Raw genomic sequence first — 22,260 nt, 5'->3', positions numbered from 1 at the left:
GTCTAGGTACCCTCATGCATGCAGTACCCCGCCGGAACGAGGAGCCCCGTGAGCACCGCCGACGAGCAGCCCCAGGCGCTTGAGACCGACTTGACCCAGATCACCCGAATTGTCATCGCCGAGGACGAGGCGCTGATCCGTCTCGACCTGAAGGAGATGCTCGAAGAGGAGGGCTACACCGTCGTCGGTGAGGCCGGAGACGGGGAGACGGCGGTGCGGCTGGTGCAGGAGCTCCGTCCCGACCTGGCGATCCTCGACGTGAAGATGCCGATCCTGGACGGCCTGTCCGCCGCCGAGCAGATCCATGACGCGCACTTGGCGCCCGTCCTGATGCTGACCGCCTTCTCGCAGCGTGAGCTGGTGGACCGGGCGCGCGATGCCGGGGCGATGGCCTACATCGTGAAGCCGTTCTCCAAGAGCGACCTGGTGCCCGCGATCGAGATGGCGGTCTCCCGCTACACCGAGATGCGGACGCTGGAGGAGGAGATCGCCGACCTCACCCAGCGGCTGGAGACGCGCAAGCTGGTGGACCGGGCGAAGAGCGTGCTGCAGACGAAGTTCGGGCTGAACGAGCCCGCCGCGTTCCGCTGGATCCAGAAGACCTCGATGGACCGCCGGATGACCATGGCCGCCGTCGCGGAGGCCGTGATCGAGGAGGGCGTCGCGCAGGACGCCAAGAAGGCCGCCGACGCCGCCGAGTAACGGGAAGAACGACAGGGGGCCGGCCACGGACGCGTGGCCGGCCCCCTCCCGTGTGTGTGGTCAGTCCTCGCCGAGGTAGGACTTGCGCACCGACTCGTCGGTGAGCAGTTCCGCGCCCGTCCCGGTCAGCACGATCTGGCCGGTCTGCATGACGTACCCCTGGTCGGAGAGCGAGAGCGCCGCCTGGGCGTTCTGCTCGACGAGCAGGATGGTGGTGCCGTTGGCCTTGAGTTCCACGATGGTGGCCATGATCTTCTGCATCATGATCGGCGACAGGCCCATGGACGGCTCGTCGAGCATCAGCAGCTTCGGACGCGACATCAGCGCCCGTCCCATCGCGAGCATCTGCTGCTCGCCGCCGGACAGGGTGCCCGCGGCCTGCTTCCTGCGCTCGCCGAGGATCGGGAAGAGCGCGTAGGCGCGCTCGACGTCCTCGGTGATGCCGGGGGCGTCCTTGCGCAGGAAGGCGCCGAGGAGGAGGTTCTCCTCGATGGTCATCCGCGGGAAGATGTGCCGGCCCTCGGGGGAGTGGGCCAGACCCAGCGCGACGATCTTGTGCGCGGGGACGGTGTTCAGTGCCTGGCCGTCGAAGAGGATCGTCCCGGCGGTGGGCTTGAGCAGGCCGGACAGGGTGCGCAGGGTGGTGGTCTTGCCGGCGCCGTTGGTGCCGATCAGGGTGGTGACCTCGCCCTGGTTGACGGTGAAGCTGATGCCCTTGACGGCTTCGATCTTGCCGTAGGCGACGCGGAGGTCGGTGACCTCCAGGAGTGCGGTGCTCATGCGGAGGTCTCCGTGGTCTCGCCGGGCTCGGTCGCGTCGGGCTCGATTGCGTCGGGCTCGGTGGCGTCGGCGGCGTCGGCAGAATCGGTGGCGTCGGCAACGTCGGTGGAGTCGGCGGCGTCGGTGGCGGGTTCGCTTTCCAGCGGAGCGCCGAGGTAAGCGGTGATCACCCGCTCGTCGCCCTGGACCGTCTCCTTGTCGCCCTCGACGATCTTCTGCCCCTGCACCAGCACGGCCGTGCGGTCGCAGAGGTTGAAGATGAACCGCATGTCGTGCTCGATGACCAGGATCGCGATGCCCTTGTCCCGGATCGCGAAGACGAGTTCCTCGGCGGCCCGGGTCTCCTGCGGGTTCATGCCGGCGGTCGGCTCGTCCAGCAGCAGCAGGCCGGGCTCGCTGGCCAGCGCGCGGGCGATCTCCAGCTTGCGCTGCTCGCCGTAGGGGAGGTTGCGGGCCAGGTGGTCGGCCTTGTTGTCCAGGCCGGTGAAGGCGAGCAGCTCCATGGCCTTCTCGCGGCTGTCGGCCTCGGCCCGGCGGTAGCCGGGGCCGCGGACCAGCGCGGAGATCAGGCCTTCCTTGGTGCGGCTGTGCCGGCCGACCAGGACGTTCTCCAGGACGGTCATGTTGGAGAAGAGCCGGATGTTCTGGAAGGTGCGCGCGATACCGGCCTGGGTGACCAGGTGGGGCTTGGGCGGCAGGACCTTGTCGCGGTAGCTGACGGTGCCCTCGGTGGGGACGTACAGGCCGGTCAGGCAGTTGAAGAAGGTGGTCTTGCCGGCGCCGTTGGGGCCGATCAGACCGATGATCTCGCCCTCGCTGACCGTCAGGTCCACGTTGTTGACGGCGGTCAGGCCGCCGAACCGCATGGTGACCCCGCGGGCGTCCAGCAGCGGCGCGGCGGTGGCGGTCTTGGTGATGCTGGTCATGGTCACGCCCCTGCCGTGCTGAGGGTGGTGGTGTCGGCACTGCCGCCCTGGGCGGGGATGTCGGCCTCGTGGAACTCCAGCTGCCGGCGCCGGTTGGCGACGATGCCCTCGGGGCGGAAGCGCATCAGCAGGATCAGCGCGACACCGAAGGCGAGCAGCTGGTAGTCGCGCAGGAAGACCAGCTTCTCGGGGATCAGGTAAAGCAGCGAGGCGCCGAGCAGCGGGCCGCTGACCGTGCCCATGCCGCCGAGGACGACGGCGGCCAGCAGGAAGGCCGAGTTGGGCGGCGCCGAGCCGGCGAAGACGTACGGGTCGGGCACCACGTTGTAGGTGACGTGGGCGCTGACGGTGCCGGCCAGGCCGGCCAGCGAGGCGCCGAGCGCGAAGGCGGTGAGCTTGGTGCGGAAGCCGTTGATGCCCATCGCCTCGGCGGCCGTCTCGTCCTCGCGGATGGCGATCCAGGCGCGGCCGATCCGGGAGTTGCCGGCCCGGCTGAAGACGGCGATCACGATCAGCGTCACGATCAGCATCAGGAAGAAGTAGTTGGCGAACCGCCCGATGGTGAACGAGCCCAGCTGGTGGGCCTGGCCGAGGTTGAGGCCGAAGATGCTGATGTCGGGGATGGCCGGGATGCCGTTCGGGCCGTTGGTGATCTTCGGTCCGGAGGAGCCGTCCAGGTTGCGCACCACGATGTGGAAGATCTCACCGAAGCCGATGGTGACGATGGCGAGGTAGTCGCCGCGCAGCCGCAGGGTGGGCGCGCCGATCAGCACGCCGAACACCAGCGAGACGCCGGCGCCGAGGAGCGCCGCGATCCAGAACGGCACCTGGGTGTGGAACGGAGAGTACGGCGAGCCGGAGACCAGGGCGGCGGTGTAGGCGCCGACGCCGAGGAAGGCGACGTAGCCGAGGTCGAGCAGGCCGGTGAGGCCGACCACGATGTTCAGGCCGAGCGCGACGGTGGCGAAGATCAGGATGTTCACGCCGACGTTGGCGTTGTGGTCGTCGCTCTGGGTCAGCGGGAACAGCGCGGCGGCCGCGAAGGCGGCGGCCATCGCGAACGGCTTCTGCCGGGTGAGCAGCGCGGAGATCCGCTCGAACAGGCCGGAGCGGAAGAAGGCGGTGGCGCTGAACGCGACGGTGATCAGGAAGCCCTCGAACAGCTCGCCGTAGGAGGTGTCGATGCCGTAGGTGAAGACGCCCAGGCCGATCGCGGCGATCGCGGTGACGACCAGCCGTTCCTGCCAGGCGGGCGTGGTCGCGGGCCGGGCGGCCGGGCGTTCGTCGGCGGGCAGGGCGCGGGTGCCGTACAGCGCGGGCAGGACGGCGATGCCGGCCACCCAGCCGCCCGCGGTGAGGTTGGCGAGGCCGCCGAGCTCCTCGGCGATCGCGCCGAGGGTGAACCAGGTGATGGCGAGGGCGCCGACGGCCAGCAGGCGCAGCGCCCGGGTCTGTCCGGCGGGGGCGAGCCAGCGCAGGCCGCGGATGTCGTACGCGGACAGGGCCTGGAGGAGGAGCAGCAGGCCGGCGGTGACGGTGAGCCACTGCAGGCCGCCGGGGTAGCCGCTGACGGTGAGGTCGCCGGGGAAGTCCGGGGTCCAGGTCCAGGAGAGGAAGGCCGAGGCGATGGTGAGGACGGCGCCGCCGGCGGTCAGCGCGCGGGCCACGGGAAGCGGCACGGAGCCTTCCAGGCGGGCCAGTTGGCGGCCGGCGGCGACCTTGACGAGGGGGACGAGCGGTGTGCTGTTCATGGTGTCTTCTCCTCCGTCCTCAGGCCCGGTCCGCTACACGTTCGCCGAGTAGTCCTTGTGGTCGCAGCAGCAGGACGAGGATCAGCAGGACGAACGCCCAGACCGGGGCCCAGGCCTGGCCGCCGAGCTGCTGCATGCCGGGGATGTCGGAGATGTAGGCGGTGGCGAGGGCTTCGGCGAGGCCGAGGACCAGCCCGCCGAGCATCGCGCCGTAGATGTTGCCGATGCCGCCGAGGACGGCCGCGGTGAACGCCTTGAGGCCGGCTTCGAAGCCCATGTCGTAGCTGACCTGGCCGTAGCGCAGGCCGTAGCAGATCGCGGCGACGGCGGCGAAGACGGCGCCGATGGCGAAGGCGGTGGCGATGATGCGGTTGGTGTCGATGCCCATCAGCTGTGCGGTGTCCGGGTCCTGGGCGGTGGCCTGCATGGCGCGGCCGGTGCGGGACTTGCGGACGAACAGGGCCAGCACGACCATGCAGATCGGGGCTGCGATCAGCGTGAAGAGGTCGCCGGACTGGATGTCGATGTTGGCCAGGTGCCAGGGGCCGCTGGGGATCTGCGGGAAGACCCGGGGGCTGGTGGCCTTGGGGTAGAGGTTGTGGACGGCCTGCTGGAGCGCGAGTGAGAGGCCGATGGCGGCGATCAGTGGCGCGAGCCGGGGGGCTGTGCGCAGCGGCCGGTAGGCGAAGCGTTCGGCGCCCAGGGCTATCAGGACCGAGGTCGCGGCGCCGCCGATCAGCATCAGCGGCAGGGCCAGCCAGAGCGAGGTGCCGTGTGGCAGGACCAGGTAGACGGTGAGAGCGCCGAATCCTCCGGTCATGAAGATCTCGCCGTGGGCGAAGTTGATGAGCTGCACGATCCCGTAGACCATCGTGTAGCCGATGGCGATGAGACCGTAGGTCGAGCCTAGGAACAGCCCGTTGGCGAGTTGTTGCGGCAGGGTGTGCACCGCAGCCTCCATGTCGCTGTGGAGAGGTCGCTGTGGAGAGCGTGGCGTCTCGTGGGGTGGGGGGACGGAGCGGCCGCGCGCGCCTTGGTGTGCGCGCGCGGCCTGGTGGTGCGGTGGTGCGCTCTGACTCCGTCAGCCGGTGAAGGCGCCGGTCTTGACGGAGACCCACTTGCCGCCGGTGACCTGGTAGACGGTCAGCTGCTTGTTGGTGGTGTCACCGAACTCGTCGAAGGAGACGTGGCCGGCGATGCCGTCGAAGTCGGCCTTCTGGACGCCGTCGACGATCTTGGCGCGGGCGTCGGACGGGATCTTGCCGCCGTTGGCGGCGGCGACGCTGGCGACGGCCTTGATGATGGCGGTGGCGGCGTCGTAGGAGTAGCCGCCGTAGGTGCCGTAGTCGCCGGGGTACTTGGCGGCCTTGTACTTGGCGATGAAGTCCTGGGCGGTGGCCAGGCCGTCGACCGGCGAGCCGACCGAGGTGGAGAGGTCGCCCTCGGTGCCGGCGCCGCCGACCGAGACGTAGGTGGCGGAGAAGATGCCGTCGCCGCCCATCAGCGGGATGGCGTCGCCGGCGGCCTTGAGCTGCTTGGAGAGCAGCGAGGCCTCGTCGTACTGGCCGCCGTAGTAGAGCATGTCGGCGCCGGAGGACTTGATCTTGGTGACCAGGGTGGAGAAGTCCTTGTCACCGGTGGAGACGTGGTCGGTGCCGGCGATGGTGCCGCCGTCCTTGGTGAAGGAGTCCTTGAAGATGCCGGCCAGGCCGGCGCCGTAGGTCTGCTTGTCGTCGACGACGAAGGCGTTCTTCTTCTTGGCGGTGCCCGTCGCGTACTGGGCGGCGTAGGCGCCCTGGAGGGCGTCGGTGGTGGCGGTGCGGAAGTAGGTCTTGTAGCCGCGGACCTTGGTGCCCGACGCCCAGTTCGGGCCCTGGGTGAGCGCGGGGTTGGTGTTCGAGGGCGAGATCTCGACCAGGTTGGCGGTCTCGAAGACCTGCTGCATCGACTGTGCGACACCGGAGTTGAGCGGGCCGACGACGCCGAGCACGCTGCTGTCGGCGACCAGCGAGGTGGCGTTCTGCTGGCCGGTGGCCGGCTGCGCCTGGTCGTCCAGCGGCTTGACCTTGAAGGTGACGCCGGGGACGGTCTTGTTCTTGTTGGCGTCGTCGACGGCGATCTGGACGCCGTACTGGATACCGAGGCCGGTGGCCGAGTTCTGGCCGGACAGCGGGGCGTCGACGCCGATGGTGACGGTGGTGCCGGACGCGCTGTCGCCACCGGACTTGCTGCCGCCGCGGGAGCCGCAGGCGGTCACGGTGAGGGCTCCGGTGAGGGCGATGCTCAGGACGAGCAGTGAACGATGACGCACGAGGGTCCCCTTCAAGGTCGGGAGGCGCCGGGTCGGGACCGACTCGGCGCCGCGTCGCGCGCTGGGGTATGCCCGAACTGGATGAGCCCGATCCGGTGGCGCGGTGACTGGGCGTGACTCTAGAGCGCTGGAGGCGCCTCTGGCAGGGGTGTGGGAGTGCTGTGATTCTCTTGTTATGAGTGCCGCACCGGATCGTCTCGCATGGTGGACTCGGCGGGATGGCGGATCCCTGGCGGCGCTGGGGTCGTTGCCCTTTCGGGCCGTAAATGCGGGCGAGTGGCGCGGTAGTGGGCAATCCGTCCGATAGTCGGATGAGAGTGTTCGCAAGGGGTTCGCCGGTCACCGGCGTCCGGATTCCGGATTCGAGGCTCGCTCGGGAGGCGCTCGCCCACGTTCGGCGGTCGCTGCGCGGTACTGGGGCAACCACGTCGGCTCATTGCCCACGTGTTACGCAGCGTTACGGGGGTGCGAACGGCTCGTCGGCGCGCATGTGCCCCGGGCATGGAAAGGCCCCCCTGTCGGCCAGGACCTGCCCAGCTTGGGCGGTGGTCAAACAAGGGGGCTCGTAGTATTTCTGACGGATATTCAGCTCGTCGCCGAGGGCGTCGCGCAGCGGCCTACAGGTCGCGCAGTGCGCAGGTCAGACGGCAACTGGTGATCCGCCGGCCGGTGTCGTCGGTGATGGCGATCTCGTACGTCGCGGCGGTGCGTCCCTTGAAGACCGCGGTGGCGACGGCGGTCACCAGACCCGAGGTGGCCGAGCGGTGGTGGGTGACGTTCAGGTCCACGCCGACCGCGTATCGGCCCGGTCCCGCGTGCAGCATCGCCCCGATCGAGCCGAGGGTCTCGGCCAGCGCGGCCGAGGCGCCGCCGTGCAGCAGTCCGTACGGCTGCTGGTTGTCCTCCACCGGCATGGTGCCGACCACCCGGTCCCCGGAGGCCTCGACGATCCGGATGCCCAGCTTCTCGCCGAGCGCGCCACCCGAGAAGGTGGACGGCTCGACGCCCAGCTTCGCGAAGTGCTCCAGGACGTCCTGCGGGAGGTTCAGGACCGTCGCCGCCGCGGTGTCGGCGGGGGTCTCGGCGGGGGTCTCGGTGGGGGTCGCCTCGGTCATGCCTGTCTCCTGCGGGTCGGGGGTCGGCCGCGGTCGGTGGCCTTGCGTGATCGTACGACCGGTGCGCGCCCGGGCGGGGTCGGGGGAGCTGCGTCGCGGCGTCCGTTGTCGGTGCCGGGCTCTAGGATTCAGTGACGGTGCAGTGGAGTCGGCAGGAACGGACGTTGACGTGGCTACGCAGAGTACGGTGCAGGGCGCGAAGAGTGGCGGACGGTCGGGGGCGCGGCCCCGGCTGATGCTGCTCGACGGCCATTCGCTGGCGTACCGGGCGTTCTACGCCCTGCCCGTGGAGAACTTCAACACCTCCACCGGCCAGCCGACCAACGCCGTCTACGGCTTCGCCTCGATGGTCTCCAACACGGTGCGGGACGAGGCGCCCACGCACCTCGCGGTCGCCTTCGACGTCTCCCGCAAGACCTTCCGCTCGGAGGAGTTCCCCGACTACAAGGCCAACCGCGCCAAGACGCCCGACGAGTTCAAGAGCCAGATCGGCCTGATCGGCGAGCTGCTGGACGCGATGAAGGTGCCGCGGATGGCGCTGGAGGGCTTCGAGGCCGACGACATCATCGCCACCCTGGCCACCGCCGCCGAGGCGGCCGGCTTCGACGTGCTGATCGTCACCGGCGACCGGGACGCGCTCCAGCTGGTGACCGAGCACGTCACCGTCCTCTACCCCACCAAGGGCGTCTCCGAGCTGACCCGCTACACCCCGGAGAAGGTGACCGAGAAGTACGGCGTGACGCCCAGCCAGTACCCGGACCTCGCGGCCCTGCGCGGCGACCCGTCCGACAACCTGCCCGGCATCCCCGGCGTCGGCGAGAAGACCGCGGCGAAGTGGGTCAACCAGTTCGGCTCGTTCGACGAGTTGGTCTCGCGCGCCGACGAGGTCAAGGGCAAGATCGGCGAGAAGCTGCGCGAGCACCTCGACTCGGTCAAGCGCAACCGGGTGCTGACCGAGCTGGTGCGTGACGTCGAACTCCCGCTGGGCGTCGACGATCTGGAGCGCGCCGCCTTCGACCGCGAGGCCGTCGCCCAGCTGATGGACGCGCTGGAGTTCCGCAACGCCAACTTCCGCGAGCGGGTCTTCGGCGTCGACGTGGGCGGCGAGGCGCAGGCCGCCGAGGCCGAGGCGTCCCCGGGCGTCGAGGTCGCGGGCGAGGTCCTCACCGAGCCCGGCGCGCTGGCCGCCTGGCTGGCCGCGGCCACCGGCACCGTCGCGGTCGCCGCCGTCTACAGCTGGGCCCTGGGCAGCGGCAGCGTCCAGGAGGTCGCGCTGGCCGGCGCCGAGGACGCCGTCTGGTTCGACCCGTCCCAGCTCGCCGAGGAGGACGACCGGGCGTTCGCCGCCTGGCTGGCCGACCCCGACCGCCCCAAGGCGCTGCACATCGCCAAGCAGGTGATGCGGGCCTTCGCCGAGCAGGGCTGGCAGATCGCGGGCGTCAGCGCGGACACCGCGCTCGCCGCCTACCTGGAGAAGCCCGGCCGGCGCACCTTCACCCTGGAGGTGCTCGCCGAGGAGTACCTGGGCCGCTCGCTCACCCCCGCGCCGGCCGCCGAGAGCGGCCAACTGGCCTTCGGCGCCGAGGAGGAGGACGACGCCGCGGGTGCCCGGGCCCTGATGGTCCAGGCCCGTACCGTCCTCGACCTGGCCGAACTCTTCGCCGTCCGGCTCGTCGAGGTCGGCGCCGCCGAGCTGCTGCACGACATGGAGCTGCCCATCGCGGCCCTGCTGGCCCGGATGGAGCGCACCGGCATCGCCGCCGACCGTGCCCATCTCACCGCCCTGGAGAACCAGTTCGCGGTCGAGATCCAGCGCGTGGTGGAGGAGGCACACGCCGCCGCCGGTCATGCCTTCAACCTCGGTTCGCCCAAGCAGCTCCAGGAGATCCTCTTCGGCGAGCTGGCCCTGCCGAAGACCAAGAAGATCAAGACCGGCTACACCACCGACGCCGACGCGCTGACCTGGCTGGCCACCCAGACCGACAACGAGCTGCCGGTCATCCTGCTGCGCCACCGCGACCAGGCCAAGCTGCGCACCACCGTCGAGGGCCTGCTCAAGACCGTCTCGCCGCAGGGCCGCATCCACACCACCTTCAACCAGATGGTCGCCGCCACCGGCCGGCTCTCCTCGCAGGACCCCAACCTGCAGAACATCCCCGTGCGCACCGAGGAGGGCCGGCTGATCCGCCGCGCCTTCGTGGTCGGCGAGGGGTACGAATCACTGCTGACGGCCGACTACTCGCAGATCGAACTGCGGATCATGGCCCACCTCTCCGAGGACGCCGCGCTGATCGAGGCCTTCGCCAGCGGCGAGGACCTGCACACCACGGTCGCCTCCTCGGTCTTCGGCGTCGCCCGCGACGCGGTGGACGCGGAGATGCGCCGCAAGATCAAGGCGATGTCCTACGGCCTGGCGTACGGGCTCTCCGCCTTCGGCCTCTCCCAGCAGCTGTCCATCAAGCCGGCCGAGGCGCAGGGCCTGATGGACACCTACTTCGAGCGCTTCGGCGGCATCCGCGAGTACCTGCACCGCGTCGTCGAGGAGGCCCGCGCCACCGGCTACACCGAGACCCTGCTCGGCCGCCGCCGCTACCTGCCCGACCTCACCAGCGACAACCGCCAGCGCCGCGAGATGGCCGAGCGGATGGCGCTGAACGCCCCCGTCCAGGGCTCCGCCGCCGACATCGTCAAGATCGCGATGCTGCGCGTGGACGCCGCCCTCACCGAGGCGAAGCTCACCTCCCGGATGCTGCTCCAGGTCCACGACGAAATCGTCCTCGAACTCGCCCCCGGCGAGCGCGAGCAGGTCGAGTCCATCGTCCGCGAGCAGATGGCCGGCGCCTACGCCCTGCGCGCCCCCCTCGACGTCTCCGTCGGCGTCGGCCCCAACTGGGAGTCCGCCGCCCACTGACCGGTGGTTGGTTGGTGGTGCTCACGCTTCGGCCATTACCCCGAGGAATCGCGGGGTGATGGCCGAAGCCATTTCACTAAATGGCGCCGAGCTGCTGGGCGAGTTCGCCGGCGCTCGGCCTGCTGCTGGGATCGGCAGTGAGCGCAGCTTCGAGAACTTCCCGAAGGTCGGGCCTCAGCTTTGGATACAGGCGTAGCGGGAGGCGGCCCGATCCCTCGGCGCCGGGGTCATGGGCGGGCGGTGACTGCGGCTCTGGTGGCGTGGATGACCGGGCGGGGGTGCAGGTTGCTGAACCTCAGTGCGAGTGATGAGGGTGCGGCGCTGTACGAATCGCTCGGGTTTCGAGCGAATCCGCGGGCGATGCGGTTGGTCGGGCGGCCGTATCACCGGGGCTGAATTTCTAGCGGCGCGGGTTGGTGCGCTTGGTGGGGGCGGCGGTGGTGGGGTCTTCGGGCCAGGGGTGGCGGGGGTAGCGGCCGCGGAGGTCGGCGCGGACGGCGCGGTAGCCGTTCTGCCAGAAGGAGGCGAGGTCGCTGGTGACGGCGGCGGGGCGGCCGGCGGGGGAGAGCAGGTGGACGGTGAGGGGGACGCGGCCGCCGGCGAGGGAGGGGGTGTCGGCCCAGCCGAAGAGTTCCTGGAGTTTGACGGCGAGGACGGGCCGCTCGGTGGAGTAGTCGACGCGGATCCGCGAGCCGCTGGGGACGGTGATCCGTTCGGGGGCGAGTTCGTCGAGCCGGCCGGCCTGGCCGCCGGCCCAGGGGAACAGGCGTTGCAGGGCGGAGGCGGTGTCCAGGCGCTCGACGTCGGCGCGGCGGCGGGCGCGGGAGAGTTCGGGTTCCAGCCACTGGTCGGCGGCGTCCAGCAGGGCCTGGTCGCTGACGTCGGGCCAGGGGTCGCCGAGGGCGTGGTGCAGGAAGGCCAGCCGGGCGCGCAGCGAGCTCGCGCTCTCGGACCAGCGCAGCAGGTCGCCGGCGCCCTCGCGGGCCAGGCCCTCCAGCAGGGCGGCCCGGATCAGTGCGCGGTCGGGGGACTTGAGGGCGACGGCGTCGAGTTCGAGGGCGCCGAGGGCCTGGACGCGGCGGGCGGCCACGTCACCGCGGCGGCTGCCGGGCGGGATCGCCCAGTGCACCTCGTCGCGGGTGGTCAGCAGGTGCGCGGCAGCGGTGAGAGCAGTGCTCTCGTCGATGAGCACTGCTCTGCGGATGCGCGCCGACGGCGAGCCCGCCGGACGGTCGGCGACCGCGATCGCGAGCCACTCGGAGCCGGACAGCGCGGAGCCGGTCGGGAGCTCGCCGGCCGTGCCGGAGGCCATCAGGTACGTTCCGGCGGCGCCGCGGGCCCGGGCGATCCGCTCCGGCTGCGCCAGCGCGGCCAGCAGCCCGACGGCCGTCGCGTCCGGCAGCGAGGTGGCCGGGGCGTCGACGTGCGAGCGCAGCCGGCGCGTCTCGTCCCGCCACCGCGCCGCGTAGGCGTCGCCTCCGCCGCGCACCGCCCGCCACACCGCCGCCAGGTCGTCGCCCAGCGCCCGCGGCGGTTCCTCCGAGAGCAGCGCGACGATCTCCGCCGCCCGGCGCGCCCCCACCGCCGTCGCGCCGTCCAGCAGCGCGCGGGCGAGCCGCGGGTGCAGCCCCGTCCGGGCGAACCGCCGCCCGCGCTCGGTGGCCCGCCCGTCGGCGTCCACCGCGCCCAGCGCCCGCAGCGTCTGGCGGGCCGCGCCCATCGCGCCCGCGGGCGGCGCGTCCGGCAGCGCGAGCGAGCGCGCGTCCGGGTCGCCCCAGCAGGAGACCTGGAGCGCGAACGGCGTCAGGTCCGCCAGCGCGATCTCGGGAGCGGGGAAGCTCGGCGCCCTGGTGTCCTCGACCTCGTTCCAGCAGCGGTAGGCCGCGCCCGGCGCCTCGCGCCCGGCCCGCCCGGCGCGTTGGCGTCCGGCGGCCAGCGAGGAACGCACCGTCACCAGCCCGGCGAGCCCCCGCGCGTGGTCGGTGCGCGGCTCGCGCGCGAGCCCGCAGTCCACCACGATCCGCACCCCCGGCACGGTCAGCGAGGATTCGGCGACCGAGGTCGTCAGGATCACCCGGCGCCGCGCCCCGACCGAGAGCGCGGCGTCCTGCACGGCCTGCGGCGCCTGCCCGTGCAGTTGCAGCACGTCCACCCCGTCGAGGCCGCCGAGGAGCCCGGCCACCCGCGCGATCTCTCCGACGCCCGGTAGGAAGCAGAGCAGGTCGCCCGTGCGCTCGGACAGCGCCCGCCGCACCACGCCCGCCACGTGTTCGAGGAGCAGCGGGTCGGTGCGTGTCCCCTGCGGGGGGCGCACGGCGCGCGCCGGGGGCGCCCAGACGATCTCGACGGGGTGCGCGGTGCCGTGTGCTTCGACGACCTCGGCCGGTCCGTCCTCGGCCGAGCCCAGCAGCGCCGCCCAGGCGGCCGTGTCCGAGGTCGCGGAGGCGCAGAGCACCTGGAGCTCGGGGCGCAGCGCCGCCCGGACGTCCAGCAGGAAGGCGAGCGCGGTGTCGGCGTCCAGGTGGCGTTCGTGGCACTCGTCGAGCAGCACGGCGTCCACACCGGGCAACTCCTGGTCGCGCTGCAGCCGTTGCAGCAGCACGCCGGTGGTGACCACCTCGACCACGGTGTCCGGCCCGACCACCCGCTCCCCGCGCACGGTGTGCCCGACCTGGCCGCCCGGCTTCTCGCCGAGCAGCCAGGACATCCGCCGGGACGCCGCCCGCACCGCGAGCCGCCGCGGTTCGGCCACCAGCACCCGCCGCGCGGGACCGCCCTCCACCAGCCCGGCCAGCGCCAGCGGCACCAGCGTGGTCTTGCCGGTGCCGGGCGGCGCCGCGAGCACGGCGACGCCCCGCTCGTCGAGGGCGCGGCGCAGCGCGGGCAGCGCGGAGCGGACCGGGAGGTCGAGCCAGGCAGGGTTCACACAGAGCAGTATCAGCCCCGGCGCGCGACGAAGATCGCCGTCCCCGGCAGGTGCCGCCCGCGCAGCGGGCTCCAGCCGCCCCACTCCTGCTCCAGCCCCTCGGGCCACTCCGGCTCGACCAGGTCGATCAGCTGGAACCCGGCGCCGGCCAGCTCGCGCACCCGGTCGCCGATCGTGCGGTGGTGCTCGACGTAGGTCGCCCGCCCCTGCTCGTCCTGTTCCACGTACGGCGTGCGGTCGAAGTACGAGGCGGTGGCGGTCAGGCCCTCCACGCCGGGTTCGTCGGGGAACGCCCAGCGGATCGGGTGGGTCACCGAGAAGGCCCAGCGCCCGCCGGGCCGCAGCACCCGGTGCACCTCGCGCATCAGTTCGGCGGTGTCCGCGCTGAACGGCACCGCGCCGTACGCCGAGCAGGCCAGGTCGAAGGAGGCGTCGGCGAACGGCAGGACCGCCGCGTCCGCCTGCACGACGGGGACCAGCGGGCCGCCGCGGCCCAGGTCGATCCGCCGCGAGTGCTGGAGCTGGCGGAAGGAGATGTCCAGCGCGACCGGCCGGGCGCCGCGCGCGGCCAGCCAGCGCGAGCACTGCGCGGCGCCGGCGCCGATCTCCAGCACGTCGCGGCCCTTGAGCTCGGCCGGGTCGCCGAGCAGCCGGGCGTCCGCCTCGTCCAGCCCCTCGGGGCACCAGGTGAACCGGTCGTCGCCGAGGAACTCGCCGTGCTCGTCCTGGTAGTCGTCGGCGTTGCGGTCCCACCAGTGCCGGCTGGCCCGGCTGCTCTCCTCGGGCGCCGCGTCCCGGCGCAGCGCCAGATCGTCGTCGTCCTCGTCGAACTGGCCAGGGGGGGTGTCCGCAGTCATAATGCGCCTCGCGTAAGGTAGGGGATGCGGAAAGCGCCGCTGCTTGGACCAGCCCCTCCCCGGGGCGGGATTCAGGCGGTGGCATCCGGGGAGTCTGGCCCCTGCGGCTGCCACTTCTGCACGCGACCGGTCGGTCGGGTGAGGTGCGCAGTTGGAGGATATGGCCTGATCCACACCGGCCTGGACGGTCCCGTCGGCTTCGACGTTGACCGTGCCTGCCTGTCCCCGTATGCTACAAGTTGCGCTGCGGGCCTGCGCGCCTCGGACGGAGCAGGTCGCGCTCGCATCTGTCGAAGACCCTTCGGTCGCAAGACGGACACCGGATCTCGTATTTCACGGGAGCCCCGGTGCGCCGTGCTCTTGGCTGTCCGGCTTTCGGTGGGAGCGATACGGGCCCCCGCGTGGCATTACCTACGACTTCATGTCCGTACCGGAGCCCTTTTCCTAATGACGAGCCCCACCGACACCTCTGTCAGCACCACCCCGCAGGTTGCGGTCAACGACATCGGCGACGCGGAAGCATTCCTCGCGGCGATCGACGAGACCATCAAGTACTTCAACGATGGCGACATCGTTGAGGGCATCATCGTGAAGGTCGACCGTGACGAGGTGCTCCTCGACATCGGTTACAAGACCGAGGGTGTCATCCCCTCCCGCGAGCTCTCGATCAAGCACGACGTTGACCCGCACGAGGTCGTCAAGGTCGGCGACGAGATCGAGGCCCTGGTTCTCCAGAAGGAGGACAAGGAGGGTCGTCTGATCCTGTCCAAGAAGCGCGCACAGTACGAGCGCGCCTGGGGCACGATCGAGAAGATCAAGGAAGAGGACGGGATCGTCACCGGTACCGTCATCGAGGTCGTCAAGGGTGGTCTCATCCTCGACATCGGCCTCCGTGGCTTCCTGCCGGCTTCGCTGGTCGAGATGCGCCGCGTCCGCGACCTCCAGCCCTACGTGGGCAAGGAGCTCGAGGCCAAGATCATCGAGCTGGACAAGAACCGCAACAACGTGGTCCTGTCCCGCCGTGCCTGGCTGGAGCAGACCCAGAGCGAGGTCCGCCAGACCTTCCTCACCACCCTGCAGAAGGGTCAGGTGCGCTCCGGCGTCGTCTCCTCCATCGTCAACTTCGGTGCCTTCGTGGACCTGGGTGGCGTGGACGGCCTCGTGCACGTCTCCGAGCTGTCCTGGAAGCACATCGACCACCCGTCCGAGGTTGTCGAGGTCGGCCAGGAGGTCACCGTCGAGGTTCTCGACGTTGACATGGACCGCGAGCGCGTCTCCCTGTCGCTGAAGGCGACCCAGGAGGACCCGTGGCAGCAGTTCGCCCGGACGCACCAGATCGGCCAGGTCGTTCCCGGTAAGGTCACCAAGCTCGTTCCGTTCGGTGCGTTCGTGCGCGTCGACGAGGGCATCGAGGGCCTGGTCCACATCTCCGAGCTGGCCGAGCGCCACGTGGAGATCCCGGAGCAGGTCGTCCAGGTCGGCGACGAGATCTTCGTCAAGGTCATCGACATCGACCTCGAGCGTCGCCGCATCAGCCTCTCGCTGAAGCAGGCCAACGAGTCGCTCGGTGCCGACCCGGCCACGGTCGAGTTCGACCCGACCCTCTACGGTATGGCTGCCTCGTACGACGACGCGGGCAACTACATCTACCCGGAGGGCTTCGACCCCGAGGCCAACGACTGGCTCGAGGGCTTCGAGAAGCAGCGTGAGGCCTGGGAGGCCCAGTACGCCGAGGCGCAGACCCGCTTCGAGGCGCACCAGGCCCAGGTCATCAAGAGCCGCGAGGCCGACGCCGAGGCCGCTGCCGAGGGTGGCGACGCCGTTGCCGCCGCCGCCGGTGGCTCGTACTCCTCCAGCAGCGACGAGGGCTCCGGCGCTCTCGCTTCGGACGAGGCGCTTGCCGCGCTGCGCGAGAAGCTGGCCGGCGGCCAGAGCTGATCGCAGCAGAGCTGAGCTCGTACTGAGCTGATCTCTCAGTGGGCCCCCACCCGGGGTAACCGGGTGGGGGCCCACTGTCGTACCCGGGTGTTTGGTTCCCGGTTTCATGTGATAAGGCGCTCATCCACTACCTATGGGTCTTTTCGGACAGAACGCCTAGCTTGGGATGAGTTGCCCGAGGCCCCGGCCCCGAAAGCTAGGCAGAGTCCCGCTTCATGCGCCACACCGCCGCTGTGCCCGCCCCGCTCGCCGCCGTCGTTCCCGGACGACTCGCCGCCCTAGGGCGCGCCTGCTTCCGCCATCGACGCTGGGTGCTGGCGCTCTGGGTGGGCGTCCTCGCGGTCGGCGTGCTGATCGGCGGCCGGGTCTTCGACTCCACCGTCGCGAGCACCTCCTCCGGCGGGTACGAGTCGGCGCAGGGCACTTCGGTGGTCGCGGCCGCCGATCCCTCGCTCGGCACGGTCACCGCGGTGGTGGACGGCAAGCCGGTCGACTCCAGCGCCGTACGGGACGCGGTGAGCGCGGCCGCCGGCGACCTGGCGAAGCTGCCCGGTGTGCTCGCGGTCTCCGACGCCTACCAGGGCCCGGCCGCCCACACGATGCGCTCCGCCGACGGCACGGCGAGTCTGGTCAGCGTCAAGCTGGCCGAGAGCGCCACCAGCGGCCAGCAGGCGGCGGTCAGCCAACGGCTGGCCGCCATCGACGCGCCCGGCGCCCATGTCACGGTCGGCGGCGACCTGGTGCTCCAGCAGGAGGTCAAGGACCAGACGCAGTCGGACACCAAGTTCGGCGAGATCGTCACCCTGCCGCTCACCCTGGTCGTGATGGTGCTGGTCTTCGGCGGGCTGGCGGCGGCGAGCCTGCCGGTGATCGGGGCGATCGCCTCGGTCGGCGGCGCCCTGCTGGCGATGTTCGGCTTCAGCCAGATCATGGACATCGACACCAGCGTGCTGCCGATCGCCACCGTGCTGGGCCTCGGACTCTCGATCGACTACGCGCTGCTGATGGTCAACCGCTTCCGCGAGGAACGCGGCCACGGCGCCGGGATCGCCGCCGCCGTCGAACGCACCTCCGCGACGGCCGGCCGGACGGTCGCCTTCTCGGGTCTGACGGTCGCGGTCGCGCTGTCCGGTCTCTTCGTCTTCACCAGCCCGGTGCTGCGCGCGGTCGCGGCGGCCGGTGTGAGCGTGGTGGTGATCGCGGTCGCCGCCGCGCTCACCCTGGTCCCCGCGCTGCTGGGCTTCGCCGGGCAGCGGATCAAACCGCCGAAGAAGGCCGAGCCGGACGAGGGCTTCTTCGCCCGGACGGTACGCCGGGTGCAGCGCCGGGCGGTACCGGTGGCGCTGGTCTGCATCGCGCTGCTGATGGCGGCCGGGGCGCCCTTCCTCGGCGCGGACATGCGCAACTCCGGCGCCTCGGTGCTGCCGACCTCCTCGGCCGGGCGGCAGGTCTCCGACACCATCGACCACCGCTTCCCGCAGGTGGCGCCCGCGCCGGTGACCGTCGTGGTGCAGGGACCGGAGCAGGCGGCGGCGACGTACGCGGACCAGGTGGTGGCCAAGCTGCCGGGCGTGGCCGGGGTGCGCACGGTGCAGCCGGTGGGGGTGAACGTCAGCACCATCGACGTCCTGGTGCAGGGCGATCCGCAGGGTTCGCAGGCCAAGCACGTGGTGGACGAGCTGCGCGCCGACCGGGGTGGTCTGACCACCTACGTCACGGGCGGGGCGGCGAGTGTCGTCGACTTCCAGCACGAGCTGTCCAGCCGCGGGCCCTGGGCGCTGGGGCTGGTGGCGGTCGGCACGCTGATCCTGCTCTTCCTGATGACCGGTTCGGTGGTGATGCCGGTCAAGGCGCTGCTGATGAACCTGCTCTCGCTGGGCTGCTCGCTGGGCGCGCTGACCATGGTCTTCCAGCACGGCTGGTTCAGCGGGCTGCTCGGCTTCACACCGACGGGTGGTCTGGAAACTTTCATTCCGGTCCTGGTCTTCGCCTTCGCGTTCGGACTCTCGATGGACTACGAGGTCTTCCTGCTGGCCCGGATCAAGGAACTGCGCGACCAGGGCTACGGCTGCAAGGAGGCGGTGCAACTCGGGTTGCAGCGCAGCGGTCGGATCATCACCTCGGCAGCGCTGCTGATGGTGATCGTCTTCGCCGGGTTCGCGGCCGGGCAGATGCTGATGGTCAAGCAGATGGGCATCGCGCTGGCGGTCGCCGTCGCCGTGGACGCGACCCTGGTGCGCTGCCTGCTGGTGCCGGCCGCGATGTCGCTCTTCGGCGAGTTCAACTGGTGGGCCCCGGCGCCACTGCGCAAGCTCTACGCCAGGTTCGGGTTGCGCGAGCACGTGGCCCTGCCGCCGCTGGAGGTCCCGGCGACGGCGACGGTCCCCGCCCCGCGCAGCCCCGAACGGGCGCTCACTCGCCGATGACGCAGGCGTTTCCGAAGCCGGAGTTCAGGGCGCCGCCGAGGTTGGCGGAGTCGCAGGCCGCGGCGGCGCCGGCGCCGGCGAGGATCAGGCTGCAGAGCGCGGCGGCGACGAGCAGGGTGTTGCGCACGGAGGTCACGCGGAGGTCCTTTGCTGAGCGGCGCCGGGCGCCGACGGGTTGCTGACCTGAACAACGCGCGAGCCGCCGGAAGGTGACTCCGACTTCTGCTGTCTGTGGGCCTCAGCTGAGCCGGCGCAGCAGCGCCACCCCGCGGCGCAGCGCCTCACGCTCCTCGGCGCTCAGCTCGCGCGCGATCGCGGCGGCGATCCGGCCCTCGCGCCGGCCGCGCTGGGCGTGCAGGGCCCGGGTGCCGGCCTCGGTGGCGCTCAGGACGAGCTTGCGGCCGTCGGTGGGGTGGCGTTCCTGGACGACCAGGCCCGCTTCGGTGAGCAGGGCGATAGTGCGGGCCATCGACTGGTGGCGCACCCGCTGGCGCTCGGCCAGCTCGCTCGTGGTGAAGGCTCCCTCGCGCACCAGCAGGCCCAGCACGCCCGCCTGGTTCTGCGGCAGCTCGTCCTCGGTGCGCAGGTGGCGCACCAGTTCGCCGATGGTGCCGCGCAGCTCGGCGGCGAGTTGGAGGGCGTCCTCGTCCGGTTCGTTCGTCATGGGCCCATCCTAGCGAGAAACTATGCAGCAAAGGTGTACAGTCTTGCTGTAGATATCGCTGTAGACATCCTCGAGAGCGGAGCTGCTGATGCGTCTGACCAAGCTGGGCCACGCCTGCGTGCGGATCGACCAGGGCGACACCACCGTCGTGATCGACCCGGGCCTGTTCACCGAACCGGAGGCGTTCCAGGGCGCCGACGCCGTGCTGATCACCCACGAGCACGCCGACCACTTCGCCGAGGAGCGGTTGCGCGCCGCCGTCGCCGCCGACCCGGGCCTGCGGATCTGGACCAACCGCGCGGTCGCCGCCCAGCTGGAGGGGATCGGCGCCAACGTCCGAGTGGTCGGCGAGGGTGACGCCTTCGAAGTCGGCGGGATAGACGTCTCGGTGCACGGCGAGTGGCACGCGGTGATCCACCCCGACATCCCGCAGGTCGGCAACATCGGCTTCCTGCTGGACGGCCGGCTCTTCCACCCCGGTGACGCGCTCACCCTGCCGCCGCAGCCGGTGGACACCCTGCTGCTGCCGGTGGCCGGGCCGTGGAACAAGCTCGGCGAACTGGTCGACTACGTCCGCGAGGTGAAGCCGCGGCGCGCGCTCGGCATCCATGACGCCGTACTGAGCGAGATCGGCCTGATGGTGCAGACCCGGCTGCTCGGCGAGGGCGGCCCCGGCACGGGGGCGGAGTTCCAGCAGCTGCCCTCCGGTGGACAGGTCGAGCTCGGCGCTCGATAGCCTGGCGGCATGCAGAGGATCGGACTGACCGGCGGTATCGGTGCGGGCAAGAGCGCGGTGTCCAGCCTGCTCGCCTCCTACGGAGCGGTGCTGGTGGACTCGGACCTGATCGCCCGCGAGGTGGTGGCCCCGGGGACGCCGGGGCTGGCGGCGGTGGCCGCCGCGTTCGGCCCCGGCGTGCTGGCCGCGGACGGGTCGCTGGACCGGCCCGCGCTCGGCGCGGTGGTCTTCGCCGACGCCGAGCGGTTGCAGACGCTGAACGCCATCGTCCACCCGCTGGTGCGGGCCCGCTCCGCCGAGCTGGAGGCCGCCGCCGGGCCGGGCGACGTCGTGGTGCACGATGTGCCGCTCCTCGCCGAGAACGGCCTCGCGCCGCTCTACGACCAGGTGATCGTGGTGGACGCCGCCGACGAGGTCCGGATCGACCGCCTGGTCCGCCTGCGCGGCATGGCCGAGGCCGAGGCCCGCTCGCGGATGGCCGCCCAGGCCACCCGCGAGCAGCGCCTTGCGGTCGCCGACCTGGTGATCGACAACAACGGCACGCCGGCCGAACTGGAGGCCCAGGTCAAGAAGGCGTGGGAGCGTCTGACGGGGTGACCTCCAGCAGGTCCCAGCGGTTGCCGTAGAGGTCGGCGAAGACCGCGACCGTCCCGTACGGCTCGTGCCTGGGCTCCTCCAGGAAGCGCACCCCCGCGTCGGCCATCCGCCGGTGGTCGGCCGCGAAGTCGTCGGTGTGCAGGAACCAGCCGACCCGCCCGCCGGTCTGGTTGCCGATCCGCGCCCGCTGCTCGGCCTTGCCGGGCCGGGCCAGCAGCAGGCCGCCCTCGCGCGCACCGCGCGGGGCGACCACCACCCACCGCCCGCCGTCCGCGCGCGGGGAGTCCTCGCGCAGCTCGAAGCCGAGCGCGCCGACGTAGAAGGCGATGGCCTCGTCGTAGTCGCGGACGAGCAGGGTGGTGAGGGCGATCATCGACATGGCACGAGGCTATCCGGCCGGAGCCCCCTCAGCGGGACGGCAGAAGCTTGCGGGCGCCGGGGCCGTCGGCGCCCTGGACGTCGTGCGGGTTGTAGAGCGCGCAGGTGCCCAGCGAGAGGCAGCCGCAGCCGATGCAGCCGGTCAGGTGGTCGCGCAGCCGGCGCAGGTCCTCGATCTGCTCGTCGATCCGGGACTGCCAGGTCCGGGCCACCCGGCTCCACTCGGTCGCCGTGGGCGAGCGGTCCACCGGCAGCCCGGCCAGGGCGGCGCCCGCCTCGTCCAGCGAGAGGCCGACCCGTTGGGCGGCGCGGACGAAGGCCACCCGGCGCAGCGCCTGGCGGGCGAAGCGGCGTTGGCCGCCGGCCGTCCGCTCGGAGTGGATCAGCCCGAGCTCCTCGTAGTAGCGCAGCGCCGAGGTCGCCAGGCCGCTGCGGGCGGAGAGTTCACCGATGGTCAGCCGGTCGTGGCGCGAGGGTCCCATGGGGAGTCAGTCTAGGGCTTGACTTCAAGTCGGCTTGAAGTTGCAGGATTCCCTCATGACCACCACCGAGATCCACTCCCACGGGTTCCAGGACCTGCCGGGCCTGATGGGCCTGATGACCGGGGACGAGAAGCACGGCCCGGCCGCCACCTCCACCCTGGACGCGCTCTGGGTGCTCTACGACCGGGTGCTGCGGGTCACCCCGGCCACCGTGGACGCACCCGACCGGGACCGCTTCCTGCTCTCCAAGGGCCACGGCCCGATGGCCTACTACGCGGTGCTGGCCGCCAAGGGCTTCCTGCCGGTCGAGCTGCTGCCCGGCTTCGGCGGGTACGACTCGCCGCTGGGCCACCACCCGGACCGGTTGCTCGTCCCGGGCGTCGAGATCGGCTCCGGCTCGCTCGGCCACGGCCTGCCGTTGGCGGTCGGCAGCGCGCTCGGCCTGCGGGCCCAGGGGCTCACCGACCCGGCCGTCTGGACGCTGATCGGCGACGCGGAGTTCGACGAGGGCAGCAACCACGAGGCGCTGGCCTTCGCCGGCGCGGCCGGCTTGGACCGGTTGCATGTGGTGGCCATCGACAACTCCTCGGCCACGCACGGCTGGTCGGGCGGCATCGCGGCCCGCTTCGAGGCGGCCGGCTGGTCGGCGCGCACCGTCGACGGCCGCGACCACGAGGCGCTGTTCGAGGCGTTCACCGCACCGCACCCCGGCCGGCCGCATGCGGTGGTCGCCCAGGTCGAGACCAAGAACTGACTGTCC

At 71.5% G+C, this 22,260-nt stretch carries 20 protein-coding genes; 8 read left to right on the top strand and 12 right to left on the bottom strand.

From position 1 onward, the window contains the following. The first annotated feature begins 48 nt into the window (after nt 1-48). Nucleotides 49-702, top strand: a complete 654-nt coding sequence (locus tag BS80_RS34320) for an ANTAR domain-containing response regulator (RefSeq protein WP_035805374.1) — start codon at nt 49-51, stop codon at nt 700-702. A 60-nt stretch (nt 703-762) separates the two neighbouring features. Here the strand turns inward: BS80_RS34320 and BS80_RS34315 are convergent, their stop codons facing one another. The 6 genes from BS80_RS34315 to BS80_RS34290 all read right to left on the bottom strand — a co-directional run bounded on the left by BS80_RS34315 (nt 763) and on the right by BS80_RS34290 (nt 7,585). Then, the gene (locus tag BS80_RS34315; protein WP_035805372.1) at nt 763-1,482 is read right to left on the bottom strand and encodes an ABC transporter ATP-binding protein; all 720 of its coding nucleotides are present in this window, start codon (nt 1,480-1,482) and stop codon (nt 763-765) included. Continuing rightward, nucleotides 1,479-2,408, bottom strand: a complete 930-nt coding sequence (locus BS80_RS34310) for an ABC transporter ATP-binding protein (protein ID WP_051967580.1) — start codon at nt 2,406-2,408, stop codon at nt 1,479-1,481. The genes BS80_RS34315 and BS80_RS34310 overlap by 4 nt, the downstream gene beginning before the upstream one ends. 2 nt (nt 2,409-2,410) lie before the next feature. Further along, on the bottom strand, nt 2,411-4,159 hold the full coding sequence (locus tag BS80_RS34305) for a branched-chain amino acid ABC transporter permease (RefSeq protein ID WP_083975683.1): 1,749 nt from the start codon (nt 4,157-4,159) through the stop codon (nt 2,411-2,413). 19 nt (nt 4,160-4,178) lie between these two features. Continuing rightward, complete coding sequence (locus BS80_RS34300; protein WP_035805370.1) at nt 4,179-5,108, bottom strand: branched-chain amino acid ABC transporter permease; 930 nt, start codon at nt 5,106-5,108, stop codon at nt 4,179-4,181. Between the two features lie 132 nt (nt 5,109-5,240). Then, a complete protein-coding gene (locus tag BS80_RS34295) occupies nt 5,241-6,470 on the bottom strand; it encodes a branched-chain amino acid ABC transporter substrate-binding protein (protein ID WP_051967579.1) in 1,230 nt (409 codons plus the stop codon). Between the two features lie 617 nt (nt 6,471-7,087). After that, nucleotides 7,088-7,585, bottom strand: coding sequence for a PaaI family thioesterase (locus BS80_RS34290; protein WP_083975681.1), 498 nt, complete (start codon nt 7,583-7,585; stop codon nt 7,088-7,090). Between the two features lie 235 nt (nt 7,586-7,820). Between BS80_RS34290 and polA the strand changes: the two genes are divergently transcribed. Both polA and BS80_RS41380 read left to right on the top strand, forming a co-directional pair. Next, a complete protein-coding gene (gene polA, locus BS80_RS34285) occupies nt 7,821-10,496 on the top strand; it encodes a DNA polymerase I (RefSeq protein ID WP_083975679.1) in 2,676 nt (891 codons plus the stop codon). Between the two features lie 58 nt (nt 10,497-10,554). Continuing rightward, complete coding sequence (locus BS80_RS41380) at nt 10,555-10,692, top strand: hypothetical protein (RefSeq protein WP_157536756.1); 138 nt, start codon at nt 10,555-10,557, stop codon at nt 10,690-10,692. 204 nt (nt 10,693-10,896) lie between these two features. Here the strand turns inward: BS80_RS41380 and hrpB are convergent, their stop codons facing one another. Together hrpB and BS80_RS34275 are read right to left on the bottom strand one after the other, a co-directional pair. Then, nucleotides 10,897-13,422 carry an ATP-dependent helicase HrpB gene (hrpB, locus tag BS80_RS34280; RefSeq protein ID WP_035806769.1) on the bottom strand — a complete coding sequence of 842 codons (2,526 nt, stop codon included), beginning with the start codon at nt 13,420-13,422 and terminating at the stop codon, nt 10,897-10,899. An 11-nt stretch (nt 13,423-13,433) separates the two neighbouring features. Next, nucleotides 13,434-14,279 carry a class I SAM-dependent methyltransferase gene (locus BS80_RS34275; RefSeq protein ID WP_035805364.1) on the bottom strand — a complete coding sequence of 282 codons (846 nt, stop codon included), beginning with the start codon at nt 14,277-14,279 and terminating at the stop codon, nt 13,434-13,436. 447 nt (nt 14,280-14,726) lie between these two features. Here BS80_RS34275 and rpsA point away from each other — a divergent pair, with 447 nt between their 5' ends. Next, the gene (gene rpsA / locus BS80_RS34270) at nt 14,727-16,217 is read left to right on the top strand and encodes a 30S ribosomal protein S1 (RefSeq protein WP_035805361.1); all 1,491 of its coding nucleotides are present in this window, start codon (nt 14,727-14,729) and stop codon (nt 16,215-16,217) included. A 215-nt stretch (nt 16,218-16,432) separates the two neighbouring features. After that, nucleotides 16,433-18,643, top strand: a complete 2,211-nt coding sequence (locus BS80_RS34265) for an MMPL family transporter (RefSeq protein ID WP_083975677.1) — start codon at nt 16,433-16,435, stop codon at nt 18,641-18,643. On the opposite strand, the gene BS80_RS41375 is transcribed toward BS80_RS34265, so the two are convergent. Continuing rightward, nucleotides 18,630-18,779 carry a hypothetical protein gene (locus BS80_RS41375; RefSeq protein ID WP_157536755.1) on the bottom strand — a complete coding sequence of 50 codons (150 nt, stop codon included), beginning with the start codon at nt 18,777-18,779 and terminating at the stop codon, nt 18,630-18,632. The two genes, BS80_RS34265 and BS80_RS41375, sit on opposite strands and share 14 nt — an antisense overlap. Before the next feature lie 102 nt (nt 18,780-18,881). Then, nucleotides 18,882-19,307, bottom strand: a complete 426-nt coding sequence (locus BS80_RS34260) for a MarR family winged helix-turn-helix transcriptional regulator (RefSeq protein WP_035805358.1) — start codon at nt 19,305-19,307, stop codon at nt 18,882-18,884. An 88-nt stretch (nt 19,308-19,395) separates the two neighbouring features. Here BS80_RS34260 and BS80_RS34255 point away from each other — a divergent pair, with 88 nt between their 5' ends. Both BS80_RS34255 and coaE read left to right on the top strand, forming a co-directional pair. After that, complete coding sequence (locus tag BS80_RS34255) at nt 19,396-20,043, top strand: MBL fold metallo-hydrolase (protein WP_035805357.1); 648 nt, start codon at nt 19,396-19,398, stop codon at nt 20,041-20,043. A 9-nt stretch (nt 20,044-20,052) separates the two neighbouring features. Further along, complete coding sequence (coaE, locus tag BS80_RS34250) at nt 20,053-20,640, top strand: dephospho-CoA kinase (protein WP_035805355.1); 588 nt, start codon at nt 20,053-20,055, stop codon at nt 20,638-20,640. Here the strand turns inward: coaE and BS80_RS34245 are convergent. Together BS80_RS34245 and soxR are read right to left on the bottom strand one after the other, a co-directional pair. Further along, nucleotides 20,609-21,019 carry a VOC family protein gene (locus BS80_RS34245; RefSeq protein WP_035805354.1) on the bottom strand — a complete coding sequence of 137 codons (411 nt, stop codon included), beginning with the start codon at nt 21,017-21,019 and terminating at the stop codon, nt 20,609-20,611. The genes coaE and BS80_RS34245 overlap by 32 nt on opposite strands. Before the next feature lie 28 nt (nt 21,020-21,047). Beyond that, a complete protein-coding gene (soxR, locus tag BS80_RS34240) occupies nt 21,048-21,500 on the bottom strand; it encodes a redox-sensitive transcriptional activator SoxR (RefSeq protein ID WP_035805352.1) in 453 nt (150 codons plus the stop codon). 55 nt (nt 21,501-21,555) lie between these two features. Between soxR and BS80_RS34235 the strand changes: the two genes are divergently transcribed. Then, the gene (locus tag BS80_RS34235; protein WP_035805350.1) at nt 21,556-22,254 is read left to right on the top strand and encodes a thiamine pyrophosphate-dependent enzyme; all 699 of its coding nucleotides are present in this window, start codon (nt 21,556-21,558) and stop codon (nt 22,252-22,254) included. Nucleotides 22,255-22,260 lie beyond the last annotated feature (6 nt).

It is taken from the genome of Kitasatospora mediocidica KCTC 9733, from assembly GCF_000744225.1.
Taxonomy (GTDB): Bacteria; Actinomycetota; Actinomycetes; order Streptomycetales; family Streptomycetaceae; genus Kitasatospora; species Kitasatospora mediocidica.
The sequence above is the reverse complement of the archived record's forward strand: the minus strand, read 5'-3'. Positions and strand labels throughout refer to the sequence as shown.